Annotated in this window: 29 protein-coding genes and 1 pseudogene; 18 read left to right on the top strand and 12 right to left on the bottom strand. The window is 72.1% G+C overall.

Going from position 1 to position 23,705, the window contains the following annotated elements:
* The first annotated feature begins 77 nt into the window (after window positions 1-77).
* The 5 genes and pseudogenes from ACIRG6_RS34880 to ACIRG6_RS34860 form a co-directional block, all read left to right on the top strand.
* Window positions 78-740: a hydrolase gene (locus ACIRG6_RS34880; RefSeq protein ID WP_364686823.1), complete on the top strand. Its 663-nt coding sequence runs from the start codon at window positions 78-80 to the stop codon at window positions 738-740.
* 49 nt (window positions 741-789) lie between these two features.
* Complete coding sequence (locus ACIRG6_RS34875) at window positions 790-1,323, top strand: DoxX family protein (protein WP_403325740.1); 534 nt, start codon at window positions 790-792, stop codon at window positions 1,321-1,323.
* Window positions 1,304-2,041, top strand: coding sequence for a YoaK family protein (locus ACIRG6_RS34870; protein WP_403325737.1), 738 nt, complete (start codon window positions 1,304-1,306; stop codon window positions 2,039-2,041). The genes ACIRG6_RS34875 and ACIRG6_RS34870 overlap by 20 nt, the downstream gene beginning before the upstream one ends.
* A 91-nt stretch (window positions 2,042-2,132) precedes the next feature.
* The gene (locus ACIRG6_RS34865) at window positions 2,133-2,264 is read left to right on the top strand and encodes a hypothetical protein (protein ID WP_403325734.1); all 132 of its coding nucleotides are present in this window, start codon (window positions 2,133-2,135) and stop codon (window positions 2,262-2,264) included.
* Window positions 2,222-2,320 (top strand): annotated as a pseudogene (locus tag ACIRG6_RS34860) (MFS transporter); the annotation flags it as partial. The gene ACIRG6_RS34865 and the pseudogene ACIRG6_RS34860, both read left to right, overlap by 43 nt.
* Before the next feature lie 168 nt (window positions 2,321-2,488).
* Here ACIRG6_RS34860 and ACIRG6_RS34855 read toward each other — a convergent pair.
* From ACIRG6_RS34855 to ACIRG6_RS34840, 4 genes are all read right to left on the bottom strand, one after another.
* Window positions 2,489-2,656 (bottom strand): WhiB family transcriptional regulator, encoded by a 168-nt coding sequence (locus ACIRG6_RS34855; protein ID WP_403325731.1) that lies wholly within the window; start codon window positions 2,654-2,656, stop codon window positions 2,489-2,491.
* Window positions 2,657-2,791: 135 nt separating this feature from the next.
* The gene (locus tag ACIRG6_RS34850; RefSeq protein ID WP_403325729.1) at window positions 2,792-3,445 is read right to left on the bottom strand and encodes a CE1759 family FMN reductase; all 654 of its coding nucleotides are present in this window, start codon (window positions 3,443-3,445) and stop codon (window positions 2,792-2,794) included.
* Window positions 3,442-4,542 (bottom strand): LLM class flavin-dependent oxidoreductase, encoded by a 1,101-nt coding sequence (locus tag ACIRG6_RS34845; RefSeq protein ID WP_365024835.1) that lies wholly within the window; start codon window positions 4,540-4,542, stop codon window positions 3,442-3,444. The genes ACIRG6_RS34850 and ACIRG6_RS34845 overlap by 4 nt, the downstream gene beginning before the upstream one ends.
* 71 nt (window positions 4,543-4,613) lie before the next feature.
* Window positions 4,614-5,045: an SsgA family sporulation/cell division regulator gene (locus tag ACIRG6_RS34840; protein ID WP_403325726.1), complete on the bottom strand. Its 432-nt coding sequence runs from the start codon at window positions 5,043-5,045 to the stop codon at window positions 4,614-4,616.
* 260 nt (window positions 5,046-5,305) lie between these two features.
* On the opposite strand from ACIRG6_RS34840, the gene ACIRG6_RS34835 reads away from it, so the two are divergent.
* From ACIRG6_RS34835 to ACIRG6_RS34815, 5 genes are all read left to right on the top strand, one after another.
* Window positions 5,306-5,773, top strand: a complete 468-nt coding sequence (locus ACIRG6_RS34835; protein ID WP_403325723.1) for a universal stress protein — start codon at window positions 5,306-5,308, stop codon at window positions 5,771-5,773.
* Window positions 5,774-6,193: 420 nt separating this feature from the next.
* Window positions 6,194-6,916: an alpha/beta fold hydrolase gene (locus tag ACIRG6_RS34830; protein WP_364682389.1), complete on the top strand. Its 723-nt coding sequence runs from the start codon at window positions 6,194-6,196 to the stop codon at window positions 6,914-6,916.
* A 50-nt stretch (window positions 6,917-6,966) separates the two neighbouring features.
* Window positions 6,967-7,818 carry an alpha/beta fold hydrolase gene (locus ACIRG6_RS34825; protein ID WP_364682387.1) on the top strand — a complete coding sequence of 284 codons (852 nt, stop codon included), beginning with the start codon at window positions 6,967-6,969 and terminating at the stop codon, window positions 7,816-7,818.
* Between the two features lie 101 nt (window positions 7,819-7,919).
* The gene (locus tag ACIRG6_RS34820; protein ID WP_364682385.1) at window positions 7,920-8,384 is read left to right on the top strand and encodes a DUF5709 domain-containing protein; all 465 of its coding nucleotides are present in this window, start codon (window positions 7,920-7,922) and stop codon (window positions 8,382-8,384) included.
* Window positions 8,385-8,460: 76 nt separating this feature from the next.
* Window positions 8,461-8,670: a hypothetical protein gene (locus ACIRG6_RS34815; protein WP_364682383.1), complete on the top strand. Its 210-nt coding sequence runs from the start codon at window positions 8,461-8,463 to the stop codon at window positions 8,668-8,670.
* Between the two features lie 186 nt (window positions 8,671-8,856).
* Here ACIRG6_RS34815 and ACIRG6_RS34810 read toward each other — a convergent pair whose 3' ends face one another.
* Complete coding sequence (locus ACIRG6_RS34810) at window positions 8,857-9,822, bottom strand: pirin family protein (protein WP_403325719.1); 966 nt, start codon at window positions 9,820-9,822, stop codon at window positions 8,857-8,859.
* Window positions 9,823-9,972: 150 nt separating this feature from the next.
* Here ACIRG6_RS34810 and ACIRG6_RS34805 point away from each other — a divergent pair, with 150 nt between their 5' ends.
* Window positions 9,973-10,323, top strand: a complete 351-nt coding sequence (locus tag ACIRG6_RS34805; RefSeq protein ID WP_364682379.1) for a tetratricopeptide repeat protein — start codon at window positions 9,973-9,975, stop codon at window positions 10,321-10,323.
* 117 nt (window positions 10,324-10,440) lie between these two features.
* Window positions 10,441-11,085: a peptide deformylase gene (locus tag ACIRG6_RS34800; RefSeq protein WP_403325716.1), complete on the top strand. Its 645-nt coding sequence runs from the start codon at window positions 10,441-10,443 to the stop codon at window positions 11,083-11,085.
* Between the two features lie 84 nt (window positions 11,086-11,169).
* Here the strand turns inward: ACIRG6_RS34800 and ACIRG6_RS34795 are convergent, their stop codons facing one another.
* Window positions 11,170-12,603: a dihydrolipoyl dehydrogenase family protein gene (locus tag ACIRG6_RS34795; protein ID WP_364682375.1), complete on the bottom strand. Its 1,434-nt coding sequence runs from the start codon at window positions 12,601-12,603 to the stop codon at window positions 11,170-11,172.
* 120 nt (window positions 12,604-12,723) lie between these two features.
* Here ACIRG6_RS34795 and trxA point away from each other — a divergent pair, with 120 nt between their 5' ends.
* On the top strand, window positions 12,724-13,125 hold the full coding sequence (gene trxA, locus ACIRG6_RS34790; RefSeq protein ID WP_225635843.1) for a thioredoxin: 402 nt from the start codon (window positions 12,724-12,726) through the stop codon (window positions 13,123-13,125).
* A gap of 12 nt (window positions 13,126-13,137) precedes the next feature.
* On the opposite strand, the gene ACIRG6_RS34785 is transcribed toward trxA, so the two are convergent.
* Both ACIRG6_RS34785 and ACIRG6_RS34780 read right to left on the bottom strand, forming a co-directional pair.
* Window positions 13,138-14,172 (bottom strand): LacI family DNA-binding transcriptional regulator, encoded by a 1,035-nt coding sequence (locus ACIRG6_RS34785; protein WP_372462640.1) that lies wholly within the window; start codon window positions 14,170-14,172, stop codon window positions 13,138-13,140.
* A 559-nt stretch (window positions 14,173-14,731) separates the two neighbouring features.
* Entirely contained in the window at window positions 14,732-15,400 is a 669-nt protein-coding gene (locus ACIRG6_RS34780; protein WP_364682373.1) for a TetR/AcrR family transcriptional regulator, read from the bottom strand.
* 141 nt (window positions 15,401-15,541) lie between these two features.
* Here ACIRG6_RS34780 and ACIRG6_RS34775 point away from each other — a divergent pair, with 141 nt between their 5' ends.
* The gene (locus tag ACIRG6_RS34775; protein WP_364682371.1) at window positions 15,542-16,102 is read left to right on the top strand and encodes an NAD(P)H-dependent oxidoreductase; all 561 of its coding nucleotides are present in this window, start codon (window positions 15,542-15,544) and stop codon (window positions 16,100-16,102) included.
* Window positions 16,103-16,158: 56 nt separating this feature from the next.
* Here the strand turns inward: ACIRG6_RS34775 and ACIRG6_RS34770 are convergent, their stop codons facing one another.
* Window positions 16,159-17,064: a LysR family transcriptional regulator gene (locus ACIRG6_RS34770; RefSeq protein WP_364682370.1), complete on the bottom strand. Its 906-nt coding sequence runs from the start codon at window positions 17,062-17,064 to the stop codon at window positions 16,159-16,161.
* A gap of 144 nt (window positions 17,065-17,208) precedes the next feature.
* On the opposite strand from ACIRG6_RS34770, the gene ACIRG6_RS34765 reads away from it, so the two are divergent.
* From ACIRG6_RS34765 to ACIRG6_RS34750, 4 genes are all read left to right on the top strand, one after another.
* Complete coding sequence (locus ACIRG6_RS34765; RefSeq protein ID WP_318215601.1) at window positions 17,209-17,427, top strand: hypothetical protein; 219 nt, start codon at window positions 17,209-17,211, stop codon at window positions 17,425-17,427.
* Between the two features lie 151 nt (window positions 17,428-17,578).
* Window positions 17,579-18,772: a CaiB/BaiF CoA transferase family protein gene (locus ACIRG6_RS34760; protein ID WP_365022834.1), complete on the top strand. Its 1,194-nt coding sequence runs from the start codon at window positions 17,579-17,581 to the stop codon at window positions 18,770-18,772.
* A 155-nt stretch (window positions 18,773-18,927) separates the two neighbouring features.
* Window positions 18,928-20,142 carry a polysaccharide pyruvyl transferase family protein gene (locus ACIRG6_RS34755; RefSeq protein WP_350721783.1) on the top strand — a complete coding sequence of 405 codons (1,215 nt, stop codon included), beginning with the start codon at window positions 18,928-18,930 and terminating at the stop codon, window positions 20,140-20,142.
* A gap of 14 nt (window positions 20,143-20,156) precedes the next feature.
* Window positions 20,157-21,605 carry an FAD-dependent oxidoreductase gene (locus tag ACIRG6_RS34750; protein WP_403325710.1) on the top strand — a complete coding sequence of 483 codons (1,449 nt, stop codon included), beginning with the start codon at window positions 20,157-20,159 and terminating at the stop codon, window positions 21,603-21,605.
* A 22-nt stretch (window positions 21,606-21,627) separates the two neighbouring features.
* Here ACIRG6_RS34750 and ACIRG6_RS34745 read toward each other — a convergent pair whose 3' ends face one another.
* The 3 genes from ACIRG6_RS34745 to ACIRG6_RS34735 form a co-directional block, all read right to left on the bottom strand.
* A complete protein-coding gene (locus ACIRG6_RS34745; RefSeq protein ID WP_403325707.1) occupies window positions 21,628-22,647 on the bottom strand; it encodes a sigma-70 family RNA polymerase sigma factor in 1,020 nt (339 codons plus the stop codon).
* Between the two features lie 81 nt (window positions 22,648-22,728).
* On the bottom strand, window positions 22,729-23,154 hold the full coding sequence (locus ACIRG6_RS34740; protein ID WP_403325705.1) for a CBS domain-containing protein: 426 nt from the start codon (window positions 23,152-23,154) through the stop codon (window positions 22,729-22,731).
* A gap of 89 nt (window positions 23,155-23,243) precedes the next feature.
* Window positions 23,244-23,678 carry a PPC domain-containing DNA-binding protein gene (locus ACIRG6_RS34735; protein ID WP_350721779.1) on the bottom strand — a complete coding sequence of 145 codons (435 nt, stop codon included), beginning with the start codon at window positions 23,676-23,678 and terminating at the stop codon, window positions 23,244-23,246.
* Between the last annotated feature and the right edge of the window lie 27 nt (window positions 23,679-23,705).

Here is a 23,705-nt window from a genome sequence, read left to right as displayed (position 1 = left end):
TGGCCCCAAGACCTCCTCTCCCCCTTCGCGGACGACCGTCCGTGATCGTTGTGCATCAATCACCGAAAGGCATACTCATGGTCGACATCGCCGAGGTCACCGCTGCGCCCAGCCCGGACCTGCTGACCCCCGACAACTGCGCGGTGCTCTTCGTGGACCACCAGCCGCAGATGTTCTTCGGCACGGGCAGCGGCGACCGCACCGCGATCGTCAACGCGACCGTCGGTCTGGCGAAGGCCGCCAAGGTCTTCGCCGTCCCCGTCGTGCTGAGCACCGTGGCCGCCGAGTCCTTCTCCGGCCCGCTCATGCCGCAGCTGGCGGACGTCTTCCCCGGCCAGAAGATCATCGACCGCAGCACGATGAACGCCTGGGAGGACGAGGCCTTCGTCGAGGCCGTCAGGGCGACCGGCCGCAAGAAGCTCGTCATCGCCGGCCTGTGGACCGAGGTCTGCGTCGTCCTGCCCGCGCTGTCCGCGCTCGCCCAGGACTACGAGGTCTACGTCGTCACCGACGCGTCCGGCGGCGTCAGCCCCCAGGCTCACGAGCACGCCGTCCAGCGGATGGTCCAGGCCGGCGTGGTGCCGGTGACCTGGGTGCAGGTGCTCCTCGAGCTCCAGCGTGACTGGGCGCGTACCGAGACGTACATGCCCGTCATGGACGTAGTGAAGGAACACGGCGGCACCTACGGTCTCGGAGTCGTCTACGCACAGGCCTTCATCGGCGAGCACGCCGCCGGCTGACTCGCTCTTCACAGGTGACGACGGACGTCAGGAACAGGCAGACAACGCGATGGACAGCGGATTGTTGGTGCTCCGGCTGGTGGTGGGGCTCCTCATCACCGGGCACGGAGTGCAGAAGGTCAGTTTCCGGCTGGGGGGTAATGGGCTGGCCGGGGGTACCGAAGAGTTCCGCCGGGACGGCTTCCGCGGTGGGACACTCACCGCGCTCGTCGCGGGCGGCAGCCAGATCGGTGCCGGCCTGTTCCTGGCGGCCGGCCTCCTCACTCCCATGGCGGCGATGGCCGCCATGGGAGTGATGACCGTGGCCGGCACCGTCAAGTGGCACAAAGGGCTGTGGGTGCAGAACGACGGCTACGAGTACCCGCTGGTCCTCGTCGTCGTCGCCGCGGTCCTCGCCCTCACCGGCCCGGGCCACTGGTCGCTCGACGACATTCTCGGGCCGGCCCCTTGGCCTCTGTGGGTCTCTCTCGCGGCGATCATCCTTGGTCCGACCAGCGGACTGATCACCCGCGCTGCGCTGCGGCATCCCGCCGCCGGCGACACAACGAACGGAAGGACTCAGCGTGCGCAGGCTGCTGACTGACGCCGCCCGGACACTTGTCCCGCCCAAGGGAGACCGGCACGGGCCCCTGCCGCCGCTGATGCTGGTGCTGACGGTGGTGACCGGTCTCATCGATGCCGTGAGCTACCTGGCGCTCGGCCGGGTCTTCGTCGCCAACATGACCGGCAACGTGGTCTTCCTCGGCTTTGCTCTGGCAGGCGCGCCGGGCCTGTCCGTCACCGCATCCATCGTCTCGATGGTGTCGTTCCTCACCGGAGCACTGGCAGGAGGGCGACTCGGCACCCGGTTCGCGGCACATCGCGGCCGGCTGCTGGCCACGACCACAGCCATCCAGGCCGTCCTCGTCGCGGGAACAGTGATCGCGGTCGCGGTCTCGCACGGTGAGGTGACCAGTCCGGTTCGCTACACCCTGATCGTGTTGCTCGGCATCGCCATGGGCATGCAGAACGCCGTCGCCCGACGGCTGGGAGTCCCGGACCTCACCACGACCGTCCTGACACTCACTCTGACAGGACTGGCCGCAGACTCCTCCCCGGCCGGCGGGGCGACCCCCCGGCCCGGTCGACGCGTCCTCTCGGTCCTCGCCATGTTCCTCGGAGCTCTCGCCGGCGCCCTGCTCCTGCGACACGCCGAGCTTCTCCACATTCTGGTCCTCACACTGCTGATGCTCGTGGTGACATCAGCAGCCACCCACCGCCTGTCAGCCTCGAGCCCCGCTTGGACCAGGCCCCCGTCATGAGGCTGCCGGAGGCTTCGGCCCTGGCGCCGCTCGCAGCGCGTGTCTCCGCGCGCTGTGGATTGCGCGGCTGATATCCAACACCGGCACCTGGATGCAGACGGCCGGCGCCCAGTGGCTGCTCGTCGTCTCCACCACCCTGACGGTGCTCGCCTTCCGCACGGCACTCTCGCCCCGGGTGTCCTGCTCACGCTCACCTTTCTGCTGGGCTGCGGCACCGCACTGATGGGCCCGGCCTGGCAGGCGATCCAACCGGAATTGGTGGAGCGTGAGCAGTTGGGCCAGGCCGCGGCTCTGGGGGCCGTGAACATGAACCCGGCCCGCGCCGTGGGCCCGGCCTCGGCGGCGCGGTGGTCGCCGGCTGGTTCTTCGCCTTCAACGCCCTGTCCGACCTGGGCATGGCGGCAGTGCTCAACCGGGTGGGACGGGGGATCGCCACCACCCGGTCTGCTACTTCCGGTTCATCCTGCGGACCGCAGATCGCCGCTCGGTCTCGGTATATCCGCCCCAAACGCCGTAGTGCTGCTGGGAGGCCAGGGCGAAGCGACCGCACGGACCGCTCACAGGGCAGCTACGGCAGATCGCTCGTGCCGCGTCCTCGCGCCGCCGGCGAGCCATGGCCCGTTCGCTGCGGGCGGGAAGAAGACCACGCTGTCCATGCCGCGGCAGGCAGCATCGGCTTGCCACTCCCATACTCGCAGAAGCGGCTTCGTCCGAGCCTTCATCGACCTCTCCTCCAATGACCCGACAGCATCACAGTTCCGTGGCGGGGAGCGCCTGAGTACGGACGGGAAGCTGATTCAGCGCGGCGAGCTGCTGAGCGAACGGCACGAATGCAGGGCTCCCTCCAGCAGGCTTGGGGACCGTAGCGATCCCGCTCATCAGGGCCGCCAGCTCCCCTGCGGCCCGTTCGATCCGGCGGTCGAGGCCCTCGGCGCCCCAGTCCTCGGAGGCGGCGTAGACGCCGGTCGGGACGACGACGGCCTTGAGGTAGGCGAAGAGCGGACGCAGCGCGTGCTCCAGCACGAGCGAGTGCCGGGCCGTGCCGCCGGTCGCCGCGATCAGCACCGGCTTCCCGGCGAGGGCGTCCGGTTCCGTGGCGCCCAGCGCGTCGAAGAACGACTTGAACAGCCCGCTGTACGACGCCGAGAACACCGGCGTGACGACCATCAGGCCGTCGGCCGACCGCACGGCGTCGAAGGCGGCGGACAGCTCCCGCCCGGGGAAGCCGTTGGTGAAGGTGTGCGCGATCTCCACCGCGAGGTCACGCAGCTCGATCACCCGGACAGCGGCCGGCTGGGGCTCCGGCGCGGTGGCCGCCGGGGCAGCGACCGCGGCCAGCCGGTCGGCCAGCAGCCGGGTGGAGGACGGGACGCTCAGTCCCGCGGAGACGACGACGAGCTTCATGCCCGTGCTCCTTCCTGCTCGGCGTTCTTCGCGCTCGCCAGCAGCGAGGCGTGGGTGGGGGCGTCCGGCACGTCCGCCGGGCGGTTCTTCGCGAACTCCTTGCGCAGCACCGGCACGACCTCCTCGCCGAGCAGGTCGAGCTGCTCCAGCACGGTCTTCAGCGGCAGCCCCGCGTGGTCCATCAGGAACAGCTGGCGCTGGTAGTCACCGGCGTAGTCGCGGAAGGCGAGGGTCTTCTCGATCACCTGCTGCGGCGAGCCGACGGTCAGCGGCGTCTGCTCGGTGAACTCCTCCAGCGACGGACCGTGCCCGTAGACCGGCGCGACATCGAAATACGGCCGGAACTCGCGCACCGCGTCCTGGCTGTTCTTCCGCATGAACACCTGCCCGCCCAGGCCGACGATCGCCTGCTCGGGCGTACCGTGCCCGTAGTGGGCGTAGCGCTTGCGGTAGAACTCGACCATGCGCTTGGTGTGGTCGGCGGGCCAGAAGATGTTGTTGTGGAAGAAGCCGTCGCCGTAGTACGCGGCCTGCTCGGCGATCTCCGGGGAACGGATCGAGCCGTGCCAGACGAACGGCGCGACGCCGTCCAGCGGGCGGGGCGTGGACGTGAAGCCCTGCAGAGGGGTGCGGAACTTGCCCTCCCAGTTCACGACGTCCTCGCGCCACAGCCGGTGCAGCAGGGCGTAGTTCTCCACGGCCAGGTTGATGCCCTCGCGGATGTCCTTGCCGAACCAGGGATAGACCGGGCCGGTGTTGCCGCGCCCCATCATCAGGTCCGTCCGGCCGTCCGCCAGGTGCTGGAGCATCGCGAAGTCCTCGGCGATCTTCACCGGATCGTTCGTGGTGATCAGGGTGGTGGAGGTGGACAGGATCAGCCGCTCGGTGCGCGCCGCGACATAACCGAGCATCGTGGTCGGCGACGAGGGCACGAAGGGCGGGTTGTGATGCTCGCCGGTCGCGAAGACGTCGAGCCCGACCTCCTCCGCCTTCAGCGCGATGGCGACCATGGCCTTGATGCGCTCACGCTCGGTCGGCGTACGCCCCGTGGTCGGGTCCGGAGTGACGTCACCGACGGTGAAGATGCCGAACTGCATGGTCGGCGCCAATTTCGTCCGAGGCATTAAGATCTCCTATTTCAACAGGGAATTCGTCAGAGAAACCAGAACTACGGCATGCTGCTTCTCCCCATGAGCGCAGTTATGGTGCCGTCGAGATCCAGGTGATCGCTCTCGGCCCCGCCAGGCACCACGGTGAAGGCCTCCCGAACGAAGGAAGCCACCTCCATGGCCGCCAGATCGACGAGTGCCGTGCCAGCACAATTGCTCAGGACGATGCGGATGGAATGTGGATTCTGACCGTATCTGGGGAGCACCAGCACGTCACCGGAGCCTGTAGGACGCCTCAACCCTTCGGCGAGCAGTTCGCGGGCAAACACCCAGGTGACGGGTGGTCCGGTCGACGGCCCGAGGGAAAGGCGAACGGAATAGGGGTCGGTTATCCCATAATGCAACTCCGCCGGCAACGGCAATGGCGGCCCCTTCAGAGCACTGACGCGTGCCGTCATTGAGCACGTGACCGTGCTGAGATGCTGTTCCATGGTGGCCCTCGAAGGATGACAGAAGCGCAATTCTTCCCGTCACCCTAGGACCCAGCGGCCGGGCCGCTTGTCGAGGAACGCACGGACTATGTGCCCAGAAGGGCACACTCATCCTGGAGGCGTCCGCACAGCGGTGATGCCCTGATTCACTGTTGCATGGGGAAGGCCGGTCACCAGTGGCCGCCGGAACACACCAGCACCACACGGTTGTTCATGAGGAGGCCTCGTCCCCTGCGGGGCCGCATCCCGGTGCAGTCCTGATGCACGCTCACAAAAGGACAAAGGAAATGTTTCAGCGCATTCTCGTCGCAGTCGATCCCAGCCCCGCGCGTCACTCCGTCATACGCCTGGCCGGCGACATGGCCCGACTGACCGGGGCCAGGGTCAGTGTTCTGCACGTCGCTCCTTCCACGGCGACGCTTGCCGCCGTGGTCTCTCTGGAGGACGACGTGGAGGCCAAGGCCGTCCTCGATGAGGCGCTCACCTCGCTGCGGGACGCGGGCGTCGAGGCCGAGGGCACCGTCGTCAACGCCCTGACGACTCAGATAGCCACCACCATCTCCTCCGCCGCCGAGGAGTGGCAGGCCGACCTCCTGATCCTCAGCCCTCATCACCGCGGATCACTCGAAGCGCTCGTCAACCCCCGGGTCAGCGACGCCGTCGCTCACCGGAGCCGGGCGGCCGTACTCCTGGCGCCGCCCGAGGACGCTTCCACCACCCAGCACTGACTCCGGCACGGCCGGGTGTGTCACGCCGGCCCGTTTCCTGGCGGGCCGGCCGGCTGCGCCGGAGACCCGACCGCGCCGTGGTGTCGGCGCACAACCGGGGTGCGACCCGCATCTGCTGGTCGCACCCTTTGCGTACGCGCGAACCACGAACTCCTGGGCTTCCTGACCGAGTAGAGCGGCTGAGTCCCGTGTGAGCACGCACAGGCCAACAGCAGGGCACAGACGGACAAGTCTGCTTCCCCGGCAGCCCTAGTGTTGGCTGCGCACCGACCGCCGGCTCCCCGCTGACGTGGACCGCGTACAGCCGCGAGGCCAGGAACAGCCCGGCCGAGGCGGTCCGGTAAGCCAACGATCCCTCGTCGCCCGCGCCGGTCAGTCGCTCGCGCACCCCGACCATGACACCCACCAGGGAGCTCACCCATGTCCCGTTCCGCCAAGCCCACCGTCGTCCTCGTCCACGGTGCGTTCGCCGACGCCTCCAGCTATGCCGAGGTCATCCCCCGGCTCATCGCCCGCGGTCTGGACGTGGTGGCCCCGGCCGTCCCCAACCGCAGCCTCATCGGTGACGCAGCGTACGTCGCCTCGATCATCCGGCAGATACCCGGCCCCGTCGTCCTGGTGGGCCACTCCTACGGCGGCGCCGTCATCACGGTCGCCGGCACCGAGGACAACGTCAAGGCGCTGGTCTACCTCGCCGGGTACGCCCTGGAGAAGGGCGAGAGCCTCGGCGAACTGCAGGGCCGATTCCCGGACTCCGACCTTGCCGCCGCGTTGGTGTACACGCCGTTCCCCCTAGAGGGTTCGACCGGGACCGGCACCGATGTGTCGGTCCAGCCCGACAAGTTCCCGGCCGTCTTCGCCGCCGACGTCGACTCCCGCCTCGCCGAGGTCCTCGCGGTCTCCCAGCGTCCGCTCGCGGCCCAGGCCTTCGCTGACGCGGCCCCGGCCGCGGCGTGGAAGTCCAAGCCCTCCTGGGGTCTGGTCGCCTCGTCCGACCACACCATCAATCCTGACGTGGAGCGCTACGGCTACCAGCGGGCCGGCATGACCACCGTCGAGGTCGACTCCTCGCACCTGGTGATGCTCTCCCACCCCGAGCGCGTCGTCGGTCTCATCGAGGAAGCCGTCCAAGCCACCTCCTGAGTCACGCCCGTCCGGCCGTGACGAAACGGCCCTCTCTTCAGAGGAGAACCATGAACTCGATCCCGCGTCGTACCGTGACGACGTCCCTCCTGGCCGGAGCCGCCGCGCTGGGCACCGCAGACGTCGCGGTCTCCGCGCCGGCCACGGCAGCCGACCGCTCGCGCAGACCGCACCAGCACCCGGACACACCCACCGTCGTCCTGATCCACGGCGCGTTCGCCGACGCCTCCAGTTGGAGCTCCGTGGTCGAGCGCCTGCAGCGCCACGGCCACCGTGTCCTGGCGCCGGCCCTGCCGCTCCGGGGGCTGGCGAGCGATGCCGCCTACATCCGCAGTGTCCTGGACAGCGTCACCGGCCCGATCGTCCTGGTGGGCCACTCCTACGGAGGGGCGGTCATCAGCGAGGCCGCGGCGGACGCTCCCCAGGTCAAGGCCCTGGTCTACGTCGCCGCCTTCGTTCCCGAGGTCGGCGAGAGCGCGCTCCAGCTCACCGACAAGTTCCCCGGCAGCACGCTGGGACAGGCCACCGCCACCCAGTACTACCCGTTGCCCGGGGGTGGGCAGGCGGAGGAACTGGTCATCAAGAAGGAGCTGTTCCGCAAGCAGTTCGCGGCCGGCGTCCCCGTCCGGACCGCTCAGGTCATGGCCGCGGGGCAGCGACCGATCACGCTGGCCGCGCTCCGGGAGCCGGCCACCGTCGCCGCGTGGAAGAAGATTCCCAGCTGGTACCTCGTCGCCACCGAGGACCGCAACATCCCACCGGCCGCCGAGCGGTGGATGGCCGAGCGCGCCCGCGCGCACACCGTCACCGTCCGCGCCCCGCACGCCGTGTCCGTGAGCGATCCCGGGCCCGTCACCGACCTGATCCTGCGCGCCGCTCGCTCCCTTCGTTCCGGTCACTGACCGATGGGTCCCTCAGCTTTCGGCGGAGCACCGGTACGGCCCAACGACTTGAGGGATGACGATTCCATTTCTCCAGGCCGGAACGAGGACGAACACAACAGATGACTGCAGAGATGATGGGCGACGAGGTGTACCAGCCGGACGGGGCCGAGGTGCAGGACGACGCCGGCGTGCTGGATGCGTCCGACACCCTGGATTACCGGAGCGGTGACGAGGTCTTGGACGAGGGCTACTCACCCCCGGACAAGCCGTGGGGGGTGGAGCACCCCGGTGTCACGGCGTCGGAGCGGTGGCGGGGGGAGAGCCTGGATGAGCGCCTCTCGGAGGAGTTGCCCGACTTCGGTGTCCCGGAGGGCGACGGCATCGGCGATGTCTGGGACACGGATGGGGAGCTGGTCGACGACGAGGTCGGTCACGAGCGAGCGGGACGGCTCGTCGCGCCGGACGAAGGCAGTCACGCGAACACCGAGTCCGACCTGTTCGCGTCCGACGTGGGGCTGGACGGGGCCGGCGCGTCGGCGGAGGAGGCGGCGATGCACGTGATTCCCGACCCCGAACCCCACTGATGCCGGCCGGGAGTCCCTGACGTCTCCAGGCCGACGCGTGCGAGGCCTCGGTACGGAGCGTCAGGGCCCCAGCGCCATGTTCTTCGCCGGAGGCGCAGCCGGATCCCAGCTCGGCTCCGTCGTCTACCACGCTGGAGGCTGGACCGCCGTGACCCTCCTCGGCGCCGCCCTCCCGATCGTCGCTCTCCTCTACTGGAGCACCGAGCGCCGAGCCCTGCGCGTCCTGCACGCTACGCGCCAGGGCGACCGAGAGCGGGTGAAGGACGTGCTTCCCGAGGGGAGTTGACCCCTTCTCCAAGCCAGGCGAGTCGATATCGCCCCCACAGGCAGTCGCTGCGGGACAGCATGACACGGCGTCGTGAGGTGAGTGGTGATCGTGGTGACGGCGGGCCCTGCTCCCTGGCGGCGGCCCTGAGCGGGAGGGCGCAGCAGGACGACCGGCCGTCACCGGCCCGTCAGCCATTCCCGCGAGTCAACGACGCCTTCCCCGAGGCTTCAGCGGCGTCGCCGGCAGCTCGGGGGCCGGCAGCGGAGCGCCGTCGTAGCCCTTCACCTCGCCGAAGCGTGTCCCTTCCATCCAGTCCCGCCGGGCCTCTTCGATCTCCTCCTGCGACCGTCCGATCCAGTTCCAGAACATGATCAGTTCCTCCTCGAACGGCTCGCCGCCCAGGAGCATCAGGCCCGCGTCCGACTCGGCCCGCAGCGGCAGTTCGCGGCGGCCGCAGCCCAGGTAGAGCATCGAACCCGGCACCAGGGGCACGCCGTCGACGTGGGCCTCTCCCGACATGGCCAGGACCGCGTACTCGAAGTCCGGCTCCAGCGGCAGGCGTACGTCCGCTCCCCCCGTGAGGCTCAGGTCGGCGCCGACGATGGGCGTGTACGTCGTTCCGGGCGAGGTCGCGCCGTCGAGTTCGCCGAGGAGCACGGTGGCCGTCAGGCCGGGGGCCGTGACGTGCGGCAGGTCGCCGTGGAACTCGAAGTGCGGGTCGGTGTTGCGGTGGGCGTCCGGGAGGGCCACCCACAGCTGGGCGCCGTGCAGGTAGCGGGCGTGCGAGCGCGGGCTCTCCTCGGAGTGGCTGATCGCGCGGCCGGACGTCATCAGGCCGAGCTGGCGCGGGCGGACGGTCTGCAGGCTGCCGGTGGAATCGCGGTGCAGCACCTCGCCCTCGTGGAGCCAGCTCACCGTCTGCAGGCCCATGTGCGGATGCGGCGGCACCTGCATGCCGGGCTCGTCGGCGATGTCGTCGGGGCCGTAGTGATCGACGAAGCACCAGGCGCCGACCATGCGCCGGCCCAGGTTGGGCAGGAGCCTGCGGACCTCGGTGGACTCGCCGAGCTTGACCTGGCGGGGGCTGAGGAGTTCCCGCACGGGCTCCGCCACCACGAAGCCGCGGCCGCCGCACACGGAGGGAACCGCCTCGCGATCAAGATTGCTCATGCCGCCCAACCTAGACCCGGACGGCTTGCCGCGTCAGTCCGTCCCCGGCCCCTTCACCCCGCCGGACCGGCACACCCTGGGGAGGCCCGGAAGGTGGTGGAATTTTCAATCAATGGGGGTGGTTGCAGAGTGCGCAGAAGGAGGTCACGAGTGGACACGACGTACTACGACCACGGAACGCCGGCGGAGCGCTGGGAGCGCGCGCAGATGTTCTTCGACGCCAAGGACTACGCCGCCGCCGCGCGCGTTCTGGGCGGGCTGGTCGAGGAGGTGCCCGAGCAGACCGGACCGCGGCTGCTGCTGGCGCGTGCCTACTACCACTCGGCCCAGCTGCGCCGCGCGGAGGCCGAGCTGCGGGTCATCGTCGAGCGCGATCCCGTGGAGCACTACGCCCGGCTGATGCTGGGCCGCACCCTCGAACGGCAGGGGCGTCAGGAGGAGGCGGACTCGCACCTGCGGATCGCCTCCGCCTTCGCGGGCGACTTCGAGGAGGGCATCTGAGCGGTACACGCTGCCGGTGATGCCCGCGGTGCCCGGCTCCCCACGGGGGGGCCGGGCACGTCGTTCGCCCGGGCAGCGGCGGTGCGTGGGCGCCGTGCGCCGTGTCATGCTGGCGCGATGGGAGCCCTGAATGAGCACGCGTCTCTTGCCGAGCGGGTCGAGGAACTGCTCGCCGCCGGCGGCCCGTTGCCGATCGTCGCGGCCGGTGACCCGGTGCTGCGGCGGGTCGCCGAGCCCTTCGACGGGCAACTGGAGCCCGCGCTGCTGACGCGGTTCGTGGAGGCGCTGCGCGTCACCATGCACGCGGCGCCGGGGGTCGGCCTGGCCGCGCCGCAGGTCGGGGTGGGGCTGAGGATCGCGGTGATCGAGGACCCGGCGCCGGTGCCGGACGAGGTGCGCGTGGCGCGTGGGCGGGCGCCGCAGCCGTTCCGGGTGCTGGTCAATCCGCGCTACGAGCCCGTCGGCGCGGGCCGGGCCGCGTTCTACGAGGGCTGTCTGAGCGTGCCGGGCTGGCAGGCCGTGGTGGCCCGGCACGCCGAGGTGCGGCTGGTCGCACGGGACGAGCACGGGCACGCGGTGGACGAGGTGTTCGCGGGCTGGCCGGCCCGGATCGTGCAGCACGAGACGGACCACCTCGACGGCACGCTGTACCTGGACCGTGCCGAGCTGCGGTCCCTGGCGTCCGGCGAGGCGATGGCGGCACTGTGGGCCCAGCCGACGCCGGAGCGGGCCGCGGCCGCCCTGGGTTTCGATCTTCCCTGACGTCACGTCAGGAGCCGGCTGCCGGCCGCGGGCACGTTCGGGGCGGACGTGTCCCGCTCGCCCCGAACGCCGCTAGCAGGCCGGTCAGTTGTCCCGGTAGGCCTCCAGCAGTCGCAGCCACACCTCGCTGATCGTCGGGTAGGACGGCACCGCGTGCCACAGCCGGCTGACCGGCACCTGCCCGGCGACGGCGATCGTCGCGGAGTGGATCAGCTCGCCGACGCCGGGGCCGACGAAGGTGACACCGCGGACGATCTCGTCCTCCAGGTCGACGACCATGCGGGCGCGGCCCTTGTAGCCGTCGCGGTACAGCCCCGCGCCGGCCACGGTCGACAGGTCGACGTCGACGGCGCGGACGCGGTGGCCGGCCTCCTCGGCCTCGGCCAGGGAGAGGCCGACGGCGGCGGCCTCCGGGTCGGTGAAGACCACCTGGGGCACGGCGTCGTGGTCGGCGGTCGCGGCGTGCGCGCCCCAGGGTCCGGACTCCAGGGCGGCCTCGCCGGAGGCGTGGGCGGCGATGGCGGCGCCCGCGATCCGGGCCTGGTACTTGCCCTGGTGGGTGAGCAGCGCACGGTGATTGACGTCGCCGACGGCGTACAGCCAGTCGTGGCCCTCGACGCGGAGGCTGTCGTCGACCGGGAGCCAGGAGCCGGCCTGGAGGCCGACGGTCTCCAGGCCGATGTCGTCGGTGCGCGGGGCGCGGCCGGTGGCGAAGAGGATCTCGTCGGCCTCGATGCGGTCGCCGGTGCCGGTGACGGCGACGACGGTGCCGTTCTCACGGGTGACGGACTCGACGGAGGTAGCGGTGCGGATGTCGGCGCCGGCCTCGGTGAGCGCCTCGGCGACCAGTTCGCCGGCGAACGGCTCCATGCGGGCGAGCAGGCCCTTGCCGCGGACGAGGAGGGTGACCCGGGAGCCGAGGGCCTGCCAGGCCGTGGCCATCTCGACGGCGACGACTCCGCCGCCGACCACGATCAGCCGTCCCGGCACGCTCTGGGCGCTGGTGGCCTCGCGGCTGGTCCAGGGGCGTACGTCGCCGAGGCCGGGCAGGTCCGGCAGGGCGGCCCGGGAGCCGGTGCAGACGGCGACGGCGTGCCGGGCGGTCAGGGTGCGGCGGGCGCCGTCGGGGCCGGTCACCTCCACCGTGCGGGGTCCGGCGAGGCGTCCCTGTCCGCGGTACAGGTCGGCGCCGATGCTCTCGACCCACTGGACCTGGCCGTCGTCCTTCCAGTGCGAGGTGAAGTCGTCGCGGTGGGCGAGGACCGCGGCGGCGTCGAGTGGGGCCTGCGCCGCCCGGCTCAGTCCCGGGGTGCGGCGGGCGTCCGCGTGGGCGATGACCGGGCGCAGCAGGGCCTTGCTGGGCATGCACGCCCAGTAGGAGCACTCGCCGCCGACCAGCTCGCTCTCCACGATCGCGGTGGACAGTCCCGCCGCCCGGGTGCGGTCGGCGACGTTCTCCCCCACGGGGCCCGCGCCGATCACCACGACGTCGTAAGCGATGGATTCCGATTCCGTCATGGGGCCAGTCTGGTGGGTGGTGTGCGGCGAGGCCACATGGGTACGTGCGCGGAATAGCCGCCCCGTCGGCCGCGTTTGTGCCAACGGCTTGTCGCCGACACCAGGAAGAGGGATCACGTCATGAGCAGCACCGTGGAGCTCACCAAGGAGAACTTCGACCAGATGGTCACGGACAACGAGTTCGTCCTGATCGACTTCTGGGCCTCCTGGTGCGGGCCGTGCCGTCAGTTCGCCCCGGTCTACGAGAAGGCGGCGCAGGAGAATCCCGACCTGGTGTTCGGCAAGGTGGACACCGAGGCGCAGCCGGAGCTCGCGCAGGCCTTCGCCATCCAGTCGATCCCGACGCTGATGATCGTCCGGGACCAGGTGGCCGTGTTCGCGCAGCCGGGTGCGCTGCCGGAGGCCGCGCTGACGGACGTCATCGGGCAGGCCCGCAACCTGGACATGGACGAGGTCCGCAAGGCGGTCGCCGAGCAGCAGGCACAGCAGCAGGGCGGCCAGGCCGGGCAGGACGTCCAGTAGGGGCCGGGCGGCTCAGCTCGATTCGCGGTGCACCACCCTCGCGCCGAGCACCGTGTGCAGCTCGGGCGCGGCGCCGGGGTCGTGGACCGCGCGGTCGACCAGCGCGGCCAGGTCGCGGCCGGACGGCAGTTCGAGGTGGACGGTGCTGAGCCGGGGCCGGAGCAGACGGCCGAGCATGAGGTCGTCGGCGCCGATCACGGCCGCGTCCCGGGGGATGTCCAGGCCCGCGTCCTGCAGGGCGCGCATCAGCAGCATCGCGTACTCGTCGTTGTACGCGAACACCGCGTCGAGGCCGAGGGAGGGCCAGCGGGCGGCCAGCCGGGCGGCGTCCCGTTCGTCGTAGGCGAGCGGCAGTTCGGTGACGGTGGCGTCGGTGCCCGCGGCGGCGCGGCGCACTCCGTGCAGGCGGGGTGCCGAGAAGACCTCCAGTCCGCCTTCCGCGGGGACGACGACGCCGATCCGGCGGTGTCCGCGGTCGTAGAGGTGGCGTCCCGCGCAGTGGCCTACGGCCTCGTGGTCCATGAGCAGGGCGTGCGCGCCCTCGACGGCCTCGGGTGCGAGGGTGACGACGGCGCGGGCGCCGGAGCGTTTGAGCAGTTCCACGCCGCGCGGGCCGAGTCCCGAGCCGGGCACCAGGACGGCGACCGGGCGCAGTTCGGCCCAGGCGCGGGCCGCGTCGTCGTCGTGCGGGCCGGCGGTGCCGTACTGCACGACGGTGTAGTCGAGCCGGCCGAGCGCCCACTGGAGTTCGGTGAGGAAGCGGCTGTAGAGCGGGCCGACGGGGAAGGCCGGGGCGGGCATCAGGACCATGCGGCTGTGTCCGGCGCGCAGGGAGCGTGCCGCCGCGTGGGGGACGTACCCGAGTTCCCGGGCGGCCTCGTGGACGCGGCGGCGGGTGGCTTCGCTGATGCGCACGGCGCCGGTGTTGTTGAGGACGTAGGAGACGGTCGCGCGCGAGACGCCGGCCAGGCGGGCCACATCGGCACTCGTGGGGACGGAGCGCGGTGCCAGGGACGCGGGGGCGGGCGTTTTCGGTATCTGCACCATGACGTACGGCATCTTGGCAGAGCCCCGGACGTTGCCCACGGGCGGGGGACCGTCGTCCGGACCGGACGAAAAACGACGGCCGGCACGGGACGCAGCCACGCCCGTACAGGGCAGGACCACGGCCGGCATATGACGAGGCCCCGGCCCGGAACGGAACCGGACCGGACCACGGGAGCAGGACCTGATCCGAGGCCACGGCCTGGAACAGGACCCGACCACGGGAGCGGGAACCGATCAGAGGCCCAGGAGCGGGACCGACCCACCAGGTCCGGAACGAAACCCGCCCCCCAGGTCCGGAACGGAACCGGAGTACGGGCCCGGCACGAGACGAGACGAGACGACGGCCCGCGCCGGACGGACGACCGCCCGGGCCGGACGAACCCACGCCCTGTAGTCGTACGAACCAACCCCCCGTGCCGGACGAACCCACGCCCCGGACCGGGGCCGGGCGGCACCGGCGCGGCCCGAACCTCACCCCCCCGCCCGCGCCCGCGCCCGCGCCCGCGAGGCACGAGATCACCACGCCGGCCGGACGGAACCCTGCCCGGGCAGGCGAAGCTCAGCGCGGCGGCTCCGTGCGGGTCACCCGTGCCACCAGGTCCAGCCAGCCCGCCTCCAGCCGTGCCACGGGCACCCCGCACTGCTCGGTGAGGTGGTGGATCAGGGCCGCGTCGAGGTAGGCCATCAGCGTGTGGGAGAGCAGCTCGCTGTCCGCGTCCGGAACGGCCTGGCGCAGCAGCAGGGCCACGTGGCCGCGCAGGAAGCGGCGCGGTGCGGCGGTGTAACGGCGTTCCGCGCTCGGCTCGGCGGCGAGTTGCAGGGCCAGTTCGTCGACGCTGCGGCGCAGCATCGCGCAGCCGAAGGCCCGCAGCCGCTCCACGGCCGGCGCGCCGGGCCCCAGGGGCGGCGGTCCGCCGAGGAGGGCGGCCTGGAACTTCTTCTCGGAGTGGTCGAGCAGCGCCATCAGCAGGCCCGTGCGGTCGCCGAAACGCCGGAAGACCGTGCCCTTGCCCACCGAGGCCGCCGCGGCCACCGCCTCCATGGTGAGGCCGGCCGCGCCGTGCTCGGCCACCAGCCGCGCGGCGGCCTCCAGCAGCCGGGCCCGGTTACGGGCGGCGTCGGCTCGCAGGCAGGGTTCGTCGTCGTCGGCTCCCGTGCCGAGCTGGAGCAACTCGGGCGGACCGTCGGTCTCCTGGGTCTTGGGAAGGGGCGGCAGGGCGGCGGACATGAAAACAGCGTAAAGCATCGGGAACAAAACTGGACCGCGGTCCGCTTAGGATGTTAGAAATTAAACGGACCTCGGTCCGGATCGCTCCGGCGGTGTTTCGGCACCGGCCGTTTCACAGCAGCACCAGCAGTGGGAGTACTCATGTCTGTCCGCATCCTTGCCCTCGTCGGTAGCCTTCGCGCCGGTTCGCACAACCGTCAGCTCGCCGAGGCGGCCGTCAAGTTCGCCCCGGAGGGCGCCGAGGTGGAGCTCTTCGAGGGCCTGGCCGACGTCCCGTTCTACAACGAGGACATCGACGTCGAGGGCAGCGTCCCGGCCGCCGCGATCAAGCTGCGTGAGGCCGCGCAGGCCGCCGACGCCTTCCTGTTCTTCTCGCCGGAGTACAACGGCACCATGCCCGCCGTGCTGAAGAACGCCATCGACTGGCTGTCCCGCCCGTTCGGCGCCGGCGCCTTCAACGGCAAGCCCGTCGCCGTGATCGGCACCGCCTTCGGCCAGTACGGCGGCGTGTGGGCGCAGGACGACACCCGCAAGTCCGTGGGCATCGCCGGCGGCAAGGTGATCGAGGACATCAAGCTGTCCATCCCGGGCTCGGTCACCCGCTTCGCGGAGACCCACCCGGCCGACGACGCCGAGGTCGCCGCGCAGCTGACCGAGGTCGTCGCCCGCCTGCACGGCCACGCGGACGGCGCCGCCGCCTGACCGGCCCGCACCGGTACACCGGACCGGAGCTCACCGAGCTCCGGTCCTGCCGTGCGTCAGGCCACCGCACCCGACGCCAGGACGCGCAGTTCATCCAGCGCGGCCGCGACCGCCGGGCGCCGATGCCCGCCGCGGCGCGTGCAGGTCAGCAGCGTGCGGTGCGGCCGGTCCGCACAGGTCACCCGGACGATCGGCAGATCCGCGTCCGGCCGGGCGAGCCGCGGGATCAGCGCCACGCCCAGCCCGTGCGCGACGAGGTGGGCGGTGACGTTCCAGTCGAGGGCGTGATGCACCACGTCGGGGGTGAACCCGGCGGCACCGCACGCCGACATCACGTGCGGCCGGCAGGGGCTCTCGGGCACGGGCGCGATCCACGGCTCGTGCGCCGCCTCCGCCAGGCCGACCGACTCCCGTCCGGCCAGCGGGTGGCCCTCGGGCACGACCAGGTCGAACGGGTCGTCCAGCAGCGGCCGCTGATCGAAGCGCGCGTCGGCCGACGGCGGGTTGTGCGGCGTCGCCTCCACCACCGCCAGATCGCTCTCCCCCTCGAAGAGCAGGTCGAAGCTCTCCGTCACGCCGGCCTCCCTGATCCGTGGGGACAGCCGCGGATACCGCTCCCGCAGCCGCGCGGCCAACGGCGCCAGCAGCACCGAGACGGCCACCGGGAACCCCGTGACCCGCAGCGGCCCGGCGGGCGTCCCCTCCCCCGCGCGCAGATCGAGTTCCGCCTCGTCCCAGCGGGCCTGGATGGCGTCGGCGTGCGCGAGCAGGCGCTCGGCGGCCGGGGTCAGTCGTACGCCCCTGCCCTGCGGCTCCAGCAGGACGACGTCCAGGTCGCGGGCGAGCTGCCGGATCTGCTGGGACGCGGCCGACGGGGTGAAGTGCAGGGCGTGGGCCGCGGCGGTGACCGTGCCGTAGTGGGCGACCGCTCTCAGGACGTGGAGCCTGCGCAGGTCAATCATGAAGGCCACGCTTCACGGTGAGGTCCGGGGAGTCAACCTGGACGTGAACGGATCTGTGGCCGCACCCTGTCTGTGGTGCCGCGGTCGATCGGCACTCGCGCACCAGCCCTCCCCCGCGTACCACCCATGCCTGAAGGAGTCGCCATGCCCAGCACGACTGGTGCCCTCTGCCCGCACTGCGGGTGGCCGGACGGTGCCGAGCCCTTCCAGGTGGTGTCCACGCACACCACCGCGGCGGGCGGCACGGTGTGGACCCGGTGTGCCTGCGGTTCCCTGCAGGCCCGGGTCGTCGACGACCACGGCACGCGCGTCGTCTCCCGCGGCGGGCCCTCGCCCGCACCCTCGGGCCCGGCGGGCCGCTGAGGGGCCGCGGGCCGGCCGGCGAAGGCACAGGTGAGGGCGCCCGTGCGGGGGCCGGCCGCCGTTGACATCCGCCGGACGGGGGCCGTAGAAATCAGCGCACAAGGCCTGCCGGGTGTACCGCCCGCGGGCGCCCGGCCCGGCGGCAGGAGACATCGGCGTGCAGCGGCTTCCCCTGACCGGGATCACGGTGGTCAGCCTCGAGCAGGCCGTGGCGGCGCCCTACGCCACCCGGCAGCTCGCCGACCTCGGCGCCCGGGTGATCAAGGTGGAGCGGCCGGGCGACGGTGACTTCGCCCGCCGCTACGACACGACCGTGCACGGTCACTCCAGCTATTTCGTGTGGCTGAACCGGTCCAAGGAGTCGCTCACCCTCGACCTCAAGGACCCGAGGGGCCGCGAGATCCTGCACCGGCTCCTCGACGACGCCGACGTCTTCGTGCAGAACCTCGCGCCGGGCGCCGCCGGCCGCCTGGGCCTGGACGCCACGGCCCTCGCGGAGCGCTGCCCGCGGCTGATCCCGTGCACCGTCTCCGGCTACGGCACCAGCGGCCCCTGGGCCGGCCGCAAGGCCTACGACCTGCTGGTCCAGTGCCAGACCGGCCTGGTCTCGCTCACCGGAACCGCCGAGGAGACCGCGCGCGTCGGCATCTCCGTCGCCGACATCGCCGCCGGGATGTACGCGTACAGCGGCATCCTCACCGCCCTGTACACCCGCGCCACCACCGGCCGGGCCCACCCGGTGGAGGTCTCCCTCTTCGAGGCCCTGGCGGAGTGGATGGGCCAGCCCGCCTACTACACCGAGTACGGCGGCAGCCAGCCCCCGCGCCTGGGCACCCGGCACGCCACGATCGCGCCGTACGGGGCCTACCGGGCCGCCGACGGCAAGGAGGTGCTGTTCTCCGTCCAGAACGAGCGCGAGTGGGCCGCCCTGTGCGCCGGCTTCCTCGGACAGCCCGAGCTGGCGGAGGACCCCCGGTTCGCCACCGGCTCCGACCGCGTCGCCCACCGGGAGGAACTGGACGCCGTGGTCGCCGCCCGCATCGCCCGCTCGGACAGCGACGCCGTCCTGAAGGACCTGCGGGACATCGCCATCGCCTGCGCCGGGGTCAACGACATCGCCGCGTTCCTCGACCACCCGGTACTGGACGCCCGCGACCGCTGGCGCCGGGTGCCGGTGCCGGGCGGTGCCACGGTACGGGCGCTGCTGCCGCCGGCCGACCTCGCGGGGCTGCCCGCGCGCATGGACGCCGTGCCGGCGGTGGGCGAGCACACCGACGCGATCCTCGCGGAGCTCGGCCGCTCCCCCGACGAGATCGCGGCGCTGCGCGCGGACGCCGTGATCTGAGGGGCGGCACACCCACCGGCGCAAGTCCGGACAGGACGGCACCAATGGGGTGTTTCCGGGGCGTGAGGCAGGCAACTCGGCACGGCACGCGGGCGAAGACTGTCCGTGTGCCGGGCCGGCGGGCCGGCCGACTCCGACGTGACGGGAGCCCCCGGATGACCACTGCCCCCTCGCATCCGCACTCCGCCCGGCCGGGCCCGCGCATCGGCGTGCTCGGATCGTACGGAGGGTTCAACACCGGCGACGAGGCGATCCTGACCTGTGTCCTGGCCTGTCTGCGCGCGCAGCGGCCCGACGCGCACCTGGTGGTGCTCAGCCGGAACGCCGAGCACACCCGCGCCCATCACCGGGACGCCGACGAGGTGGTGCCCTGGGAGGGCGTCAGCCGCAACCACGTCCTGGACGTGCTGCCCGGCCTGGACCTGCTGGTGCTCGGCGGCGGCGGCATCCTCTACAACGGCGAGGCCCGCCGCTATCTGCGGCTGGTGCGCGCCGCGCAGACCCGGGGCGTGCCCACCTTCGCCTACGCCGTGGGCGCGGGGCCGCTGACGGACGCCGAGGACCGGGAGGCGGTGCGCACCGTCCTGGCGGACATGGACGACGTCGTGGTGCGGGACGAGGAGTCCCGGCTGGTCCTGGAGGAGGTCGGCCTGGAACGCGAGGTCACCGTCACCGCCGACCCGGCACTGCTGCTGCGTCCCGAGCCGTTCACCGAGGCGATGATGCGCGACGAGGGCATCCGCACCGGCGCCCGGCTGGTGGGAATGTCGGTGCGGGAACCGGGCCGGGCCGCCGAGAAGCTCGACGAGGGCGACTACCACGCGCTGCTCGCCGACGTCGCGGACTTCCTGGTGCGCCGGCTCGACGCGCACGTGGTGTTCCTGCCGATGGAACGGCACGACGTACGGCACGCGCACGCCGTGCTCTCCCACATGACCGCGCCGGACAAGGGGCGGATCCTGCACGGCGACTACAGCCCCGGGGAGATCCTCGGCTTCATGCGCCATCTGGACCTGGCCGTCGGCATGCGGCTGCACTTCGTGATCTTCGCGGCGCTCACCGGGGTTCCGGTGCTGCCGCTGCCCTACTCCGGCAAGGTCTTCGACTTCGCGCGCCGGCTCGGCGCGCCTGCCCTGGTGGGCGTGGCCCGGGAGCAGGCGGGGCTGCTGCTGGCGGAGGTCGACCGGCTGTGGGACGAGTACCCGCAGCGCCGTGAGGACCTGCTGGACCGGATGCGGGAGCTGTCCTCGGCGGCCCGGGAGACCTGCGTGCGCTGCGGCTCGCTGCTCGACGAGATCGGCGGCGGCCCGGGGGCGCAGACGGCGGGGACCAGGCCGTACGTGTCCGAACCGCGACCGCTGCACGCCTGATCCCTGGGAGAGCGATGCCGATCCTGGAAGAACCCCACGAGCCCCGCACGGTCACCCTGCCCCCGCGGCCCGCCCGGCACGGGGGCCGGTGCGACGTCCTGGTGGTGGGCGGTGGCCCCGCCGGGTTCGCCGCGGCGGTCGGCGCGGCCGACGCCGGGGCCGACGTGGTACTGGTCGAGCGGTACGGGTTCCTCGGTGGCAACGCGACCGTGGCGCTGGTGATGCCGCTGATGTCCTTCCACAACGAGCACAAGCAGGCCGCGTTCACGGAGTCCGGGGACACCTCGCGGCTGCTGCCCACCGACCACGGCGAGGGCGAGCCGGTGGTCGCGGGCGTGCTGTGGCAGCTGCTCGACCGGCTCATGGGCCGCGGCGGCTGTCTTCCGCCGTCCCCCAGGACCGGGTACACGGTTCCCTTCGACCCCGAGCTGTTCAAGCTGGCCCTGCTGGAGATGATGGACGAGTCGGGGGTGCGGATGCTGTTCCACTCCTTCGCCTCCGGTGCGCTGCCGCTGGACGACGGTTCCGGCTGGCGGGTGGTGTTCGAGACCAAGTCGGGTCCGGTGGTGATCGACGCCGGGGTGGTCGTGGACGCCACCGGGGACGGGGACGTCGCGACCGCCTGCGGGGCGCCGTACGAGATCGGCCGGCCCGAGGACGGGCTGGTGCAGCCGATGACGCTGATGTTCCGCGTCGCCGACTTCGCGCGGCCCGACTTCGCCGACTACGTGCGCGCGCATCCCGACCAGTGGCGCGGTGTGCACGGCCTGTGGGACCTGGTCGAGGAGGCCAGGGCGGCCGGGGAGCTGAGGCTGCCGCGCGAGGACATCCTCTTCTTCGCGACCCCGCACCCGCGCGAGGTCGCCGTGAACAGCACCCGGGTGAACCGCGTCCTCGGCACCAGCGTGTGGGACCTCACCCGCGCCGAGTACACCGCACGGCGCCAGCTCGCCTCGATCGACCGCTTCCTGCGCACCCGCGTGCCGGGGTTCGAGGAGTCGTACGTGGTGCAGAGCGGCACCCACATCGGTGTGCGGGAGACCCGCCGCGTCCTCGGCGACTACCAGCTGACCGGTCACGACATCCTCGCCGCGCGCACCTTCCGGGACGTCGTCGCGCACGGGGCCTATCCGGTCGACATCCACAATCCGCGCGGCTCCGGAACCACTCTGAAGCGGGTGCCGCAGGGCAGCTTCTACGACATCCCGCTGCGCTGTCTGGTCCCCCGGGACACGGAGCGGCTGCTGGTGGCCGGGCGCTGCATCTCCGGGACGCACGTGGCGCACTCGTCGTACCGGGTCATGCCCATCGCCATGGCGACCGGCCACGCGGCCGGTGTGAGCGCCGCGCTGACCGTCCGGCACGGGCGCGGACCGCGCGGGCTGCCGTACCGGCTGGTGCAGCGGGAGCTGCTGCGGCAGGGCGCCCGGCTCCGGGTGCCGGGGGACGGGGACGGCGGCTGAGGCCGGGCGGGCCGCCGGGGGCTCAGCTCGCCCAGTCCAGCAGGCGGTCCCGGTTCTCCGGGGCGCGGAGGTGGGCGAGGGAGGCCTTCTCCAGCTGGCGGACGCGCTCACGGGTGAGGCCCACGTGCTCGGCGACCTGCTGGAGGGTGCGGGGCCGGCCGTCGTGCAGGCCGTAGCGCAGGCTGAGGATGAGGGCGTCACGGGGAGCCAGGGTGCCGACGGCCTCCCGCAGTTCCTCCGCCAGGGCCCGGAACTCGGCGACCTCCGGGGCCCGCAGCACCTCGGTGTCGGGGATGAGGTCGCCGACGACGGTCTCACCCGTCTCGTCCACCGGCGTGTCCAGGCTGACGGCGTCCCGTCCGACGCGGCGCAGCCAGACGACCTTCTCCGCGTCGATGCCGCTCTCGGCGGCCACCTCCTCGACGGTCGGCTCGCGGTCGAGGCTGCCGCGGAGTCTGCGCTCCACCTTGGCGAGCTTCTGCAGCTGCTCGACGACGTGCACGGGCAGCCGTACCGTTCGCGCGTGGGTCGCGAGGCCCCGTTCGATGGCCTGGCGGATCCACCAGGTGGCGTACGTGGAGAACTTGAAGCCCTTGGTGTGGTCGAACTTCTCCACGGCCCGGATCAGTCCGAGGTTGCCCTCCTGGATGACGTCCAGCAGGGGCAGGCCCCGGTGGGCGTGGCGCTTGGCCATCGACACGACGAGCCGCAGGTTGGCACGCACCATGTGGTCCTTGGCCGCCTGGCCGTCGTGGACGGACTTCTCCAGCGCGCGGCGCCGCCCGGGCGCCGGGGCCGGTTCGCCGGCGTCGGCCGCCGCCAGCTCGTCGAGCGCCCGGACGCCGGCCTGCATGCGCTGGGCGAGCCGTACCTCTTCCTCGGCGGTCAGCAGGGGGGTGGCGCCGATCTGGGCCAGGTACTGGCCGAGGAGGTCGGGTTCCTCGTCGGGTTCGGGGATGCGGCTGCGCAGCCGTGCGGTGCGGCCGACGGCACGGCGGTCCTCCCGGGCGCCTGCCGCGGGGGTTCCTGCCAGGGGGGTCATGTCGCTTCCTCCGTCCGTCCCCTCCCGGATTCTCGGTCGGCGCGGGGCGGTGCGCCCCGGTCGCTCGTGCCGTCGCCCCGGTCAGTGGCCGGGGGCGGCCGTGCTGATGTCCGCCAGGGCGGAGTGCGGGTCCTCGGTGCCGGCGAGGTCGCCGAGGCTGACCACGCCGACGGGGACACCGCCGTGCTCGACGACCGGGAGCCGCCGGACGGCGTGGCGCCGCATCAGGTCGACCGCGTGCTCGGTGGAGTCCTCCGGTGCGAGGGTCACGACGGGTGGCGGAGTACACACCGAGCAGACCGTGGTGTCGTCCGGGTCGCGGCCGGCGGCGACGCTCCGGAGCACGATGTCGCGGTCGGTGAGCAGGCCGAACAGGTCGCAGTCGTAGGTCACCAGAACGTCGCCGACGTTCTCCTCGCGCATCAGCCGGGCCGCCCGGGTGACCGTGGTCATGGGCTCTACGGCCACCGTCGCGGGTGACATCACGTCTCGGACGCGCTGTGTCATCGTCGGGCCTCCCTGGGTGTCGGTGCGTGCTTGCGTGCGGGCCGCGTAGCCCGCACGCGGGCCGGTAAACCGTCTTCCGGCGGCCGGGCTCACCCCAGGTCGATCAGGGCCAGGCCGATCTCCGGCCGGTGCGTCTTGGCCAGCTCCGCCGGGCTGTCGCGGACGACGACCTCCAGCGTCGGCCAGACCCGGCCCGAGAGCAGGTGGCCGCCGCGGGTGGAGCCGTCGGACAGGCCCAGTACGGCGTGCAGGTGCGGGGTGGGTCCGTCGTCGGCTACGGCGATGTCCCCGATCAGCGACAGCACCTCGCACTGCTCGCCGACGGGAATGTGCCGGTAGTCCTTGGCCGCGCGGTCGAACCAGCCGACGACCGCCTCCGAGAAGGCGCCCACGGCGGTCACCTGGGACGCCTTGAGGGAACGGTCGCGGGCGAAGGCGGTGAGCTCGGCGACCGCGTCCTCGCCGGGGTCGAGCACCACCACGTACACCGCGGACGGACCGTCCTGCACCTGTTGCCACTTCATGCGCTGCCGGGTACCCGGCGAGGCTCG

This window comes from Streptomyces flaveolus (assembly GCF_044765825.1).
GTDB classification, from domain to species: domain Bacteria; phylum Actinomycetota; class Actinomycetes; order Streptomycetales; family Streptomycetaceae; genus Streptomyces; species Streptomyces flaveolus.
Note: the sequence above shows the minus strand (reverse complement) of the source record. Positions and strands in the feature narration are given on the sequence as shown.

Bases quoted from the DNA above. Each gene is read 5' to 3' on its own strand.
- ACIRG6_RS34820 (WP_364682385.1), top strand. From the start codon at position 7,920: ATGACTGCAGAGATGATGGGCGACGAGGTGTACCAGCCGGACGGGGCC.
- ACIRG6_RS34735 (WP_350721779.1), bottom strand. From the start codon at position 23,678: ATGAAGTGGCAACAGGTGCAGGACGGTCCGTCCGCGGTGTACGTGGTG.
- ACIRG6_RS34855 (WP_403325731.1), bottom strand. From the start codon at position 2,656: ATGGCTCGCCGGCGGCGCGAGGACGCGGCACGAGCGATCTGCCGTAGC.
- ACIRG6_RS34810 (WP_403325719.1), bottom strand. From the start codon at position 9,822: ATGAGCAATCTTGATCGCGAGGCGGTTCCCTCCGTGTGCGGCGGCCGC.
- ACIRG6_RS34835 (WP_403325723.1), top strand. From the start codon at position 5,306: ATGCACGCTCACAAAAGGACAAAGGAAATGTTTCAGCGCATTCTCGTC.
- ACIRG6_RS34830 (WP_364682389.1), top strand. From the start codon at position 6,194: ATGTCCCGTTCCGCCAAGCCCACCGTCGTCCTCGTCCACGGTGCGTTC.
- ACIRG6_RS34755 (WP_350721783.1), top strand. From the start codon at position 18,928: ATGACCACTGCCCCCTCGCATCCGCACTCCGCCCGGCCGGGCCCGCGC.
- ACIRG6_RS34850 (WP_403325729.1), bottom strand. From the start codon at position 3,445: ATGAAGCTCGTCGTCGTCTCCGCGGGACTGAGCGTCCCGTCCTCCACC.
- ACIRG6_RS34815 (WP_364682383.1), top strand. From the start codon at position 8,461: ATGTTCTTCGCCGGAGGCGCAGCCGGATCCCAGCTCGGCTCCGTCGTC.
- ACIRG6_RS34780 (WP_364682373.1), bottom strand. From the start codon at position 15,400: ATGTCCGCCGCCCTGCCGCCCCTTCCCAAGACCCAGGAGACCGACGGT.
- ACIRG6_RS34875 (WP_403325740.1), top strand. From the start codon at position 790: ATGGACAGCGGATTGTTGGTGCTCCGGCTGGTGGTGGGGCTCCTCATC.
- ACIRG6_RS34825 (WP_364682387.1), top strand. From the start codon at position 6,967: ATGAACTCGATCCCGCGTCGTACCGTGACGACGTCCCTCCTGGCCGGA.
- ACIRG6_RS34775 (WP_364682371.1), top strand. From the start codon at position 15,542: ATGTCTGTCCGCATCCTTGCCCTCGTCGGTAGCCTTCGCGCCGGTTCG.
- trxA (WP_225635843.1), top strand. From the start codon at position 12,724: ATGAGCAGCACCGTGGAGCTCACCAAGGAGAACTTCGACCAGATGGTC.
- ACIRG6_RS34840 (WP_403325726.1), bottom strand. From the start codon at position 5,045: ATGGAACAGCATCTCAGCACGGTCACGTGCTCAATGACGGCACGCGTC.
- ACIRG6_RS34750 (WP_403325710.1), top strand. From the start codon at position 20,157: ATGCCGATCCTGGAAGAACCCCACGAGCCCCGCACGGTCACCCTGCCC.
- ACIRG6_RS34845 (WP_365024835.1), bottom strand. From the start codon at position 4,542: ATGCAGTTCGGCATCTTCACCGTCGGTGACGTCACTCCGGACCCGACC.
- ACIRG6_RS34765 (WP_318215601.1), top strand. From the start codon at position 17,209: ATGCCCAGCACGACTGGTGCCCTCTGCCCGCACTGCGGGTGGCCGGAC.
- ACIRG6_RS34800 (WP_403325716.1), top strand. From the start codon at position 10,441: ATGGGAGCCCTGAATGAGCACGCGTCTCTTGCCGAGCGGGTCGAGGAA.
- ACIRG6_RS34740 (WP_403325705.1), bottom strand. From the start codon at position 23,154: ATGACACAGCGCGTCCGAGACGTGATGTCACCCGCGACGGTGGCCGTA.
- ACIRG6_RS34880 (WP_364686823.1), top strand. From the start codon at position 78: ATGGTCGACATCGCCGAGGTCACCGCTGCGCCCAGCCCGGACCTGCTG.
- ACIRG6_RS34770 (WP_364682370.1), bottom strand. From the start codon at position 17,064: ATGATTGACCTGCGCAGGCTCCACGTCCTGAGAGCGGTCGCCCACTAC.
- ACIRG6_RS34785 (WP_372462640.1), bottom strand. From the start codon at position 14,172: ATGGTGCAGATACCGAAAACGCCCGCCCCCGCGTCCCTGGCACCGCGC.
- ACIRG6_RS34865 (WP_403325734.1), top strand. From the start codon at position 2,133: ATGCAGACGGCCGGCGCCCAGTGGCTGCTCGTCGTCTCCACCACCCTG.
- ACIRG6_RS34745 (WP_403325707.1), bottom strand. From the start codon at position 22,647: ATGACCCCCCTGGCAGGAACCCCCGCGGCAGGCGCCCGGGAGGACCGC.
- ACIRG6_RS34795 (WP_364682375.1), bottom strand. From the start codon at position 12,603: ATGACGGAATCGGAATCCATCGCTTACGACGTCGTGGTGATCGGCGCG.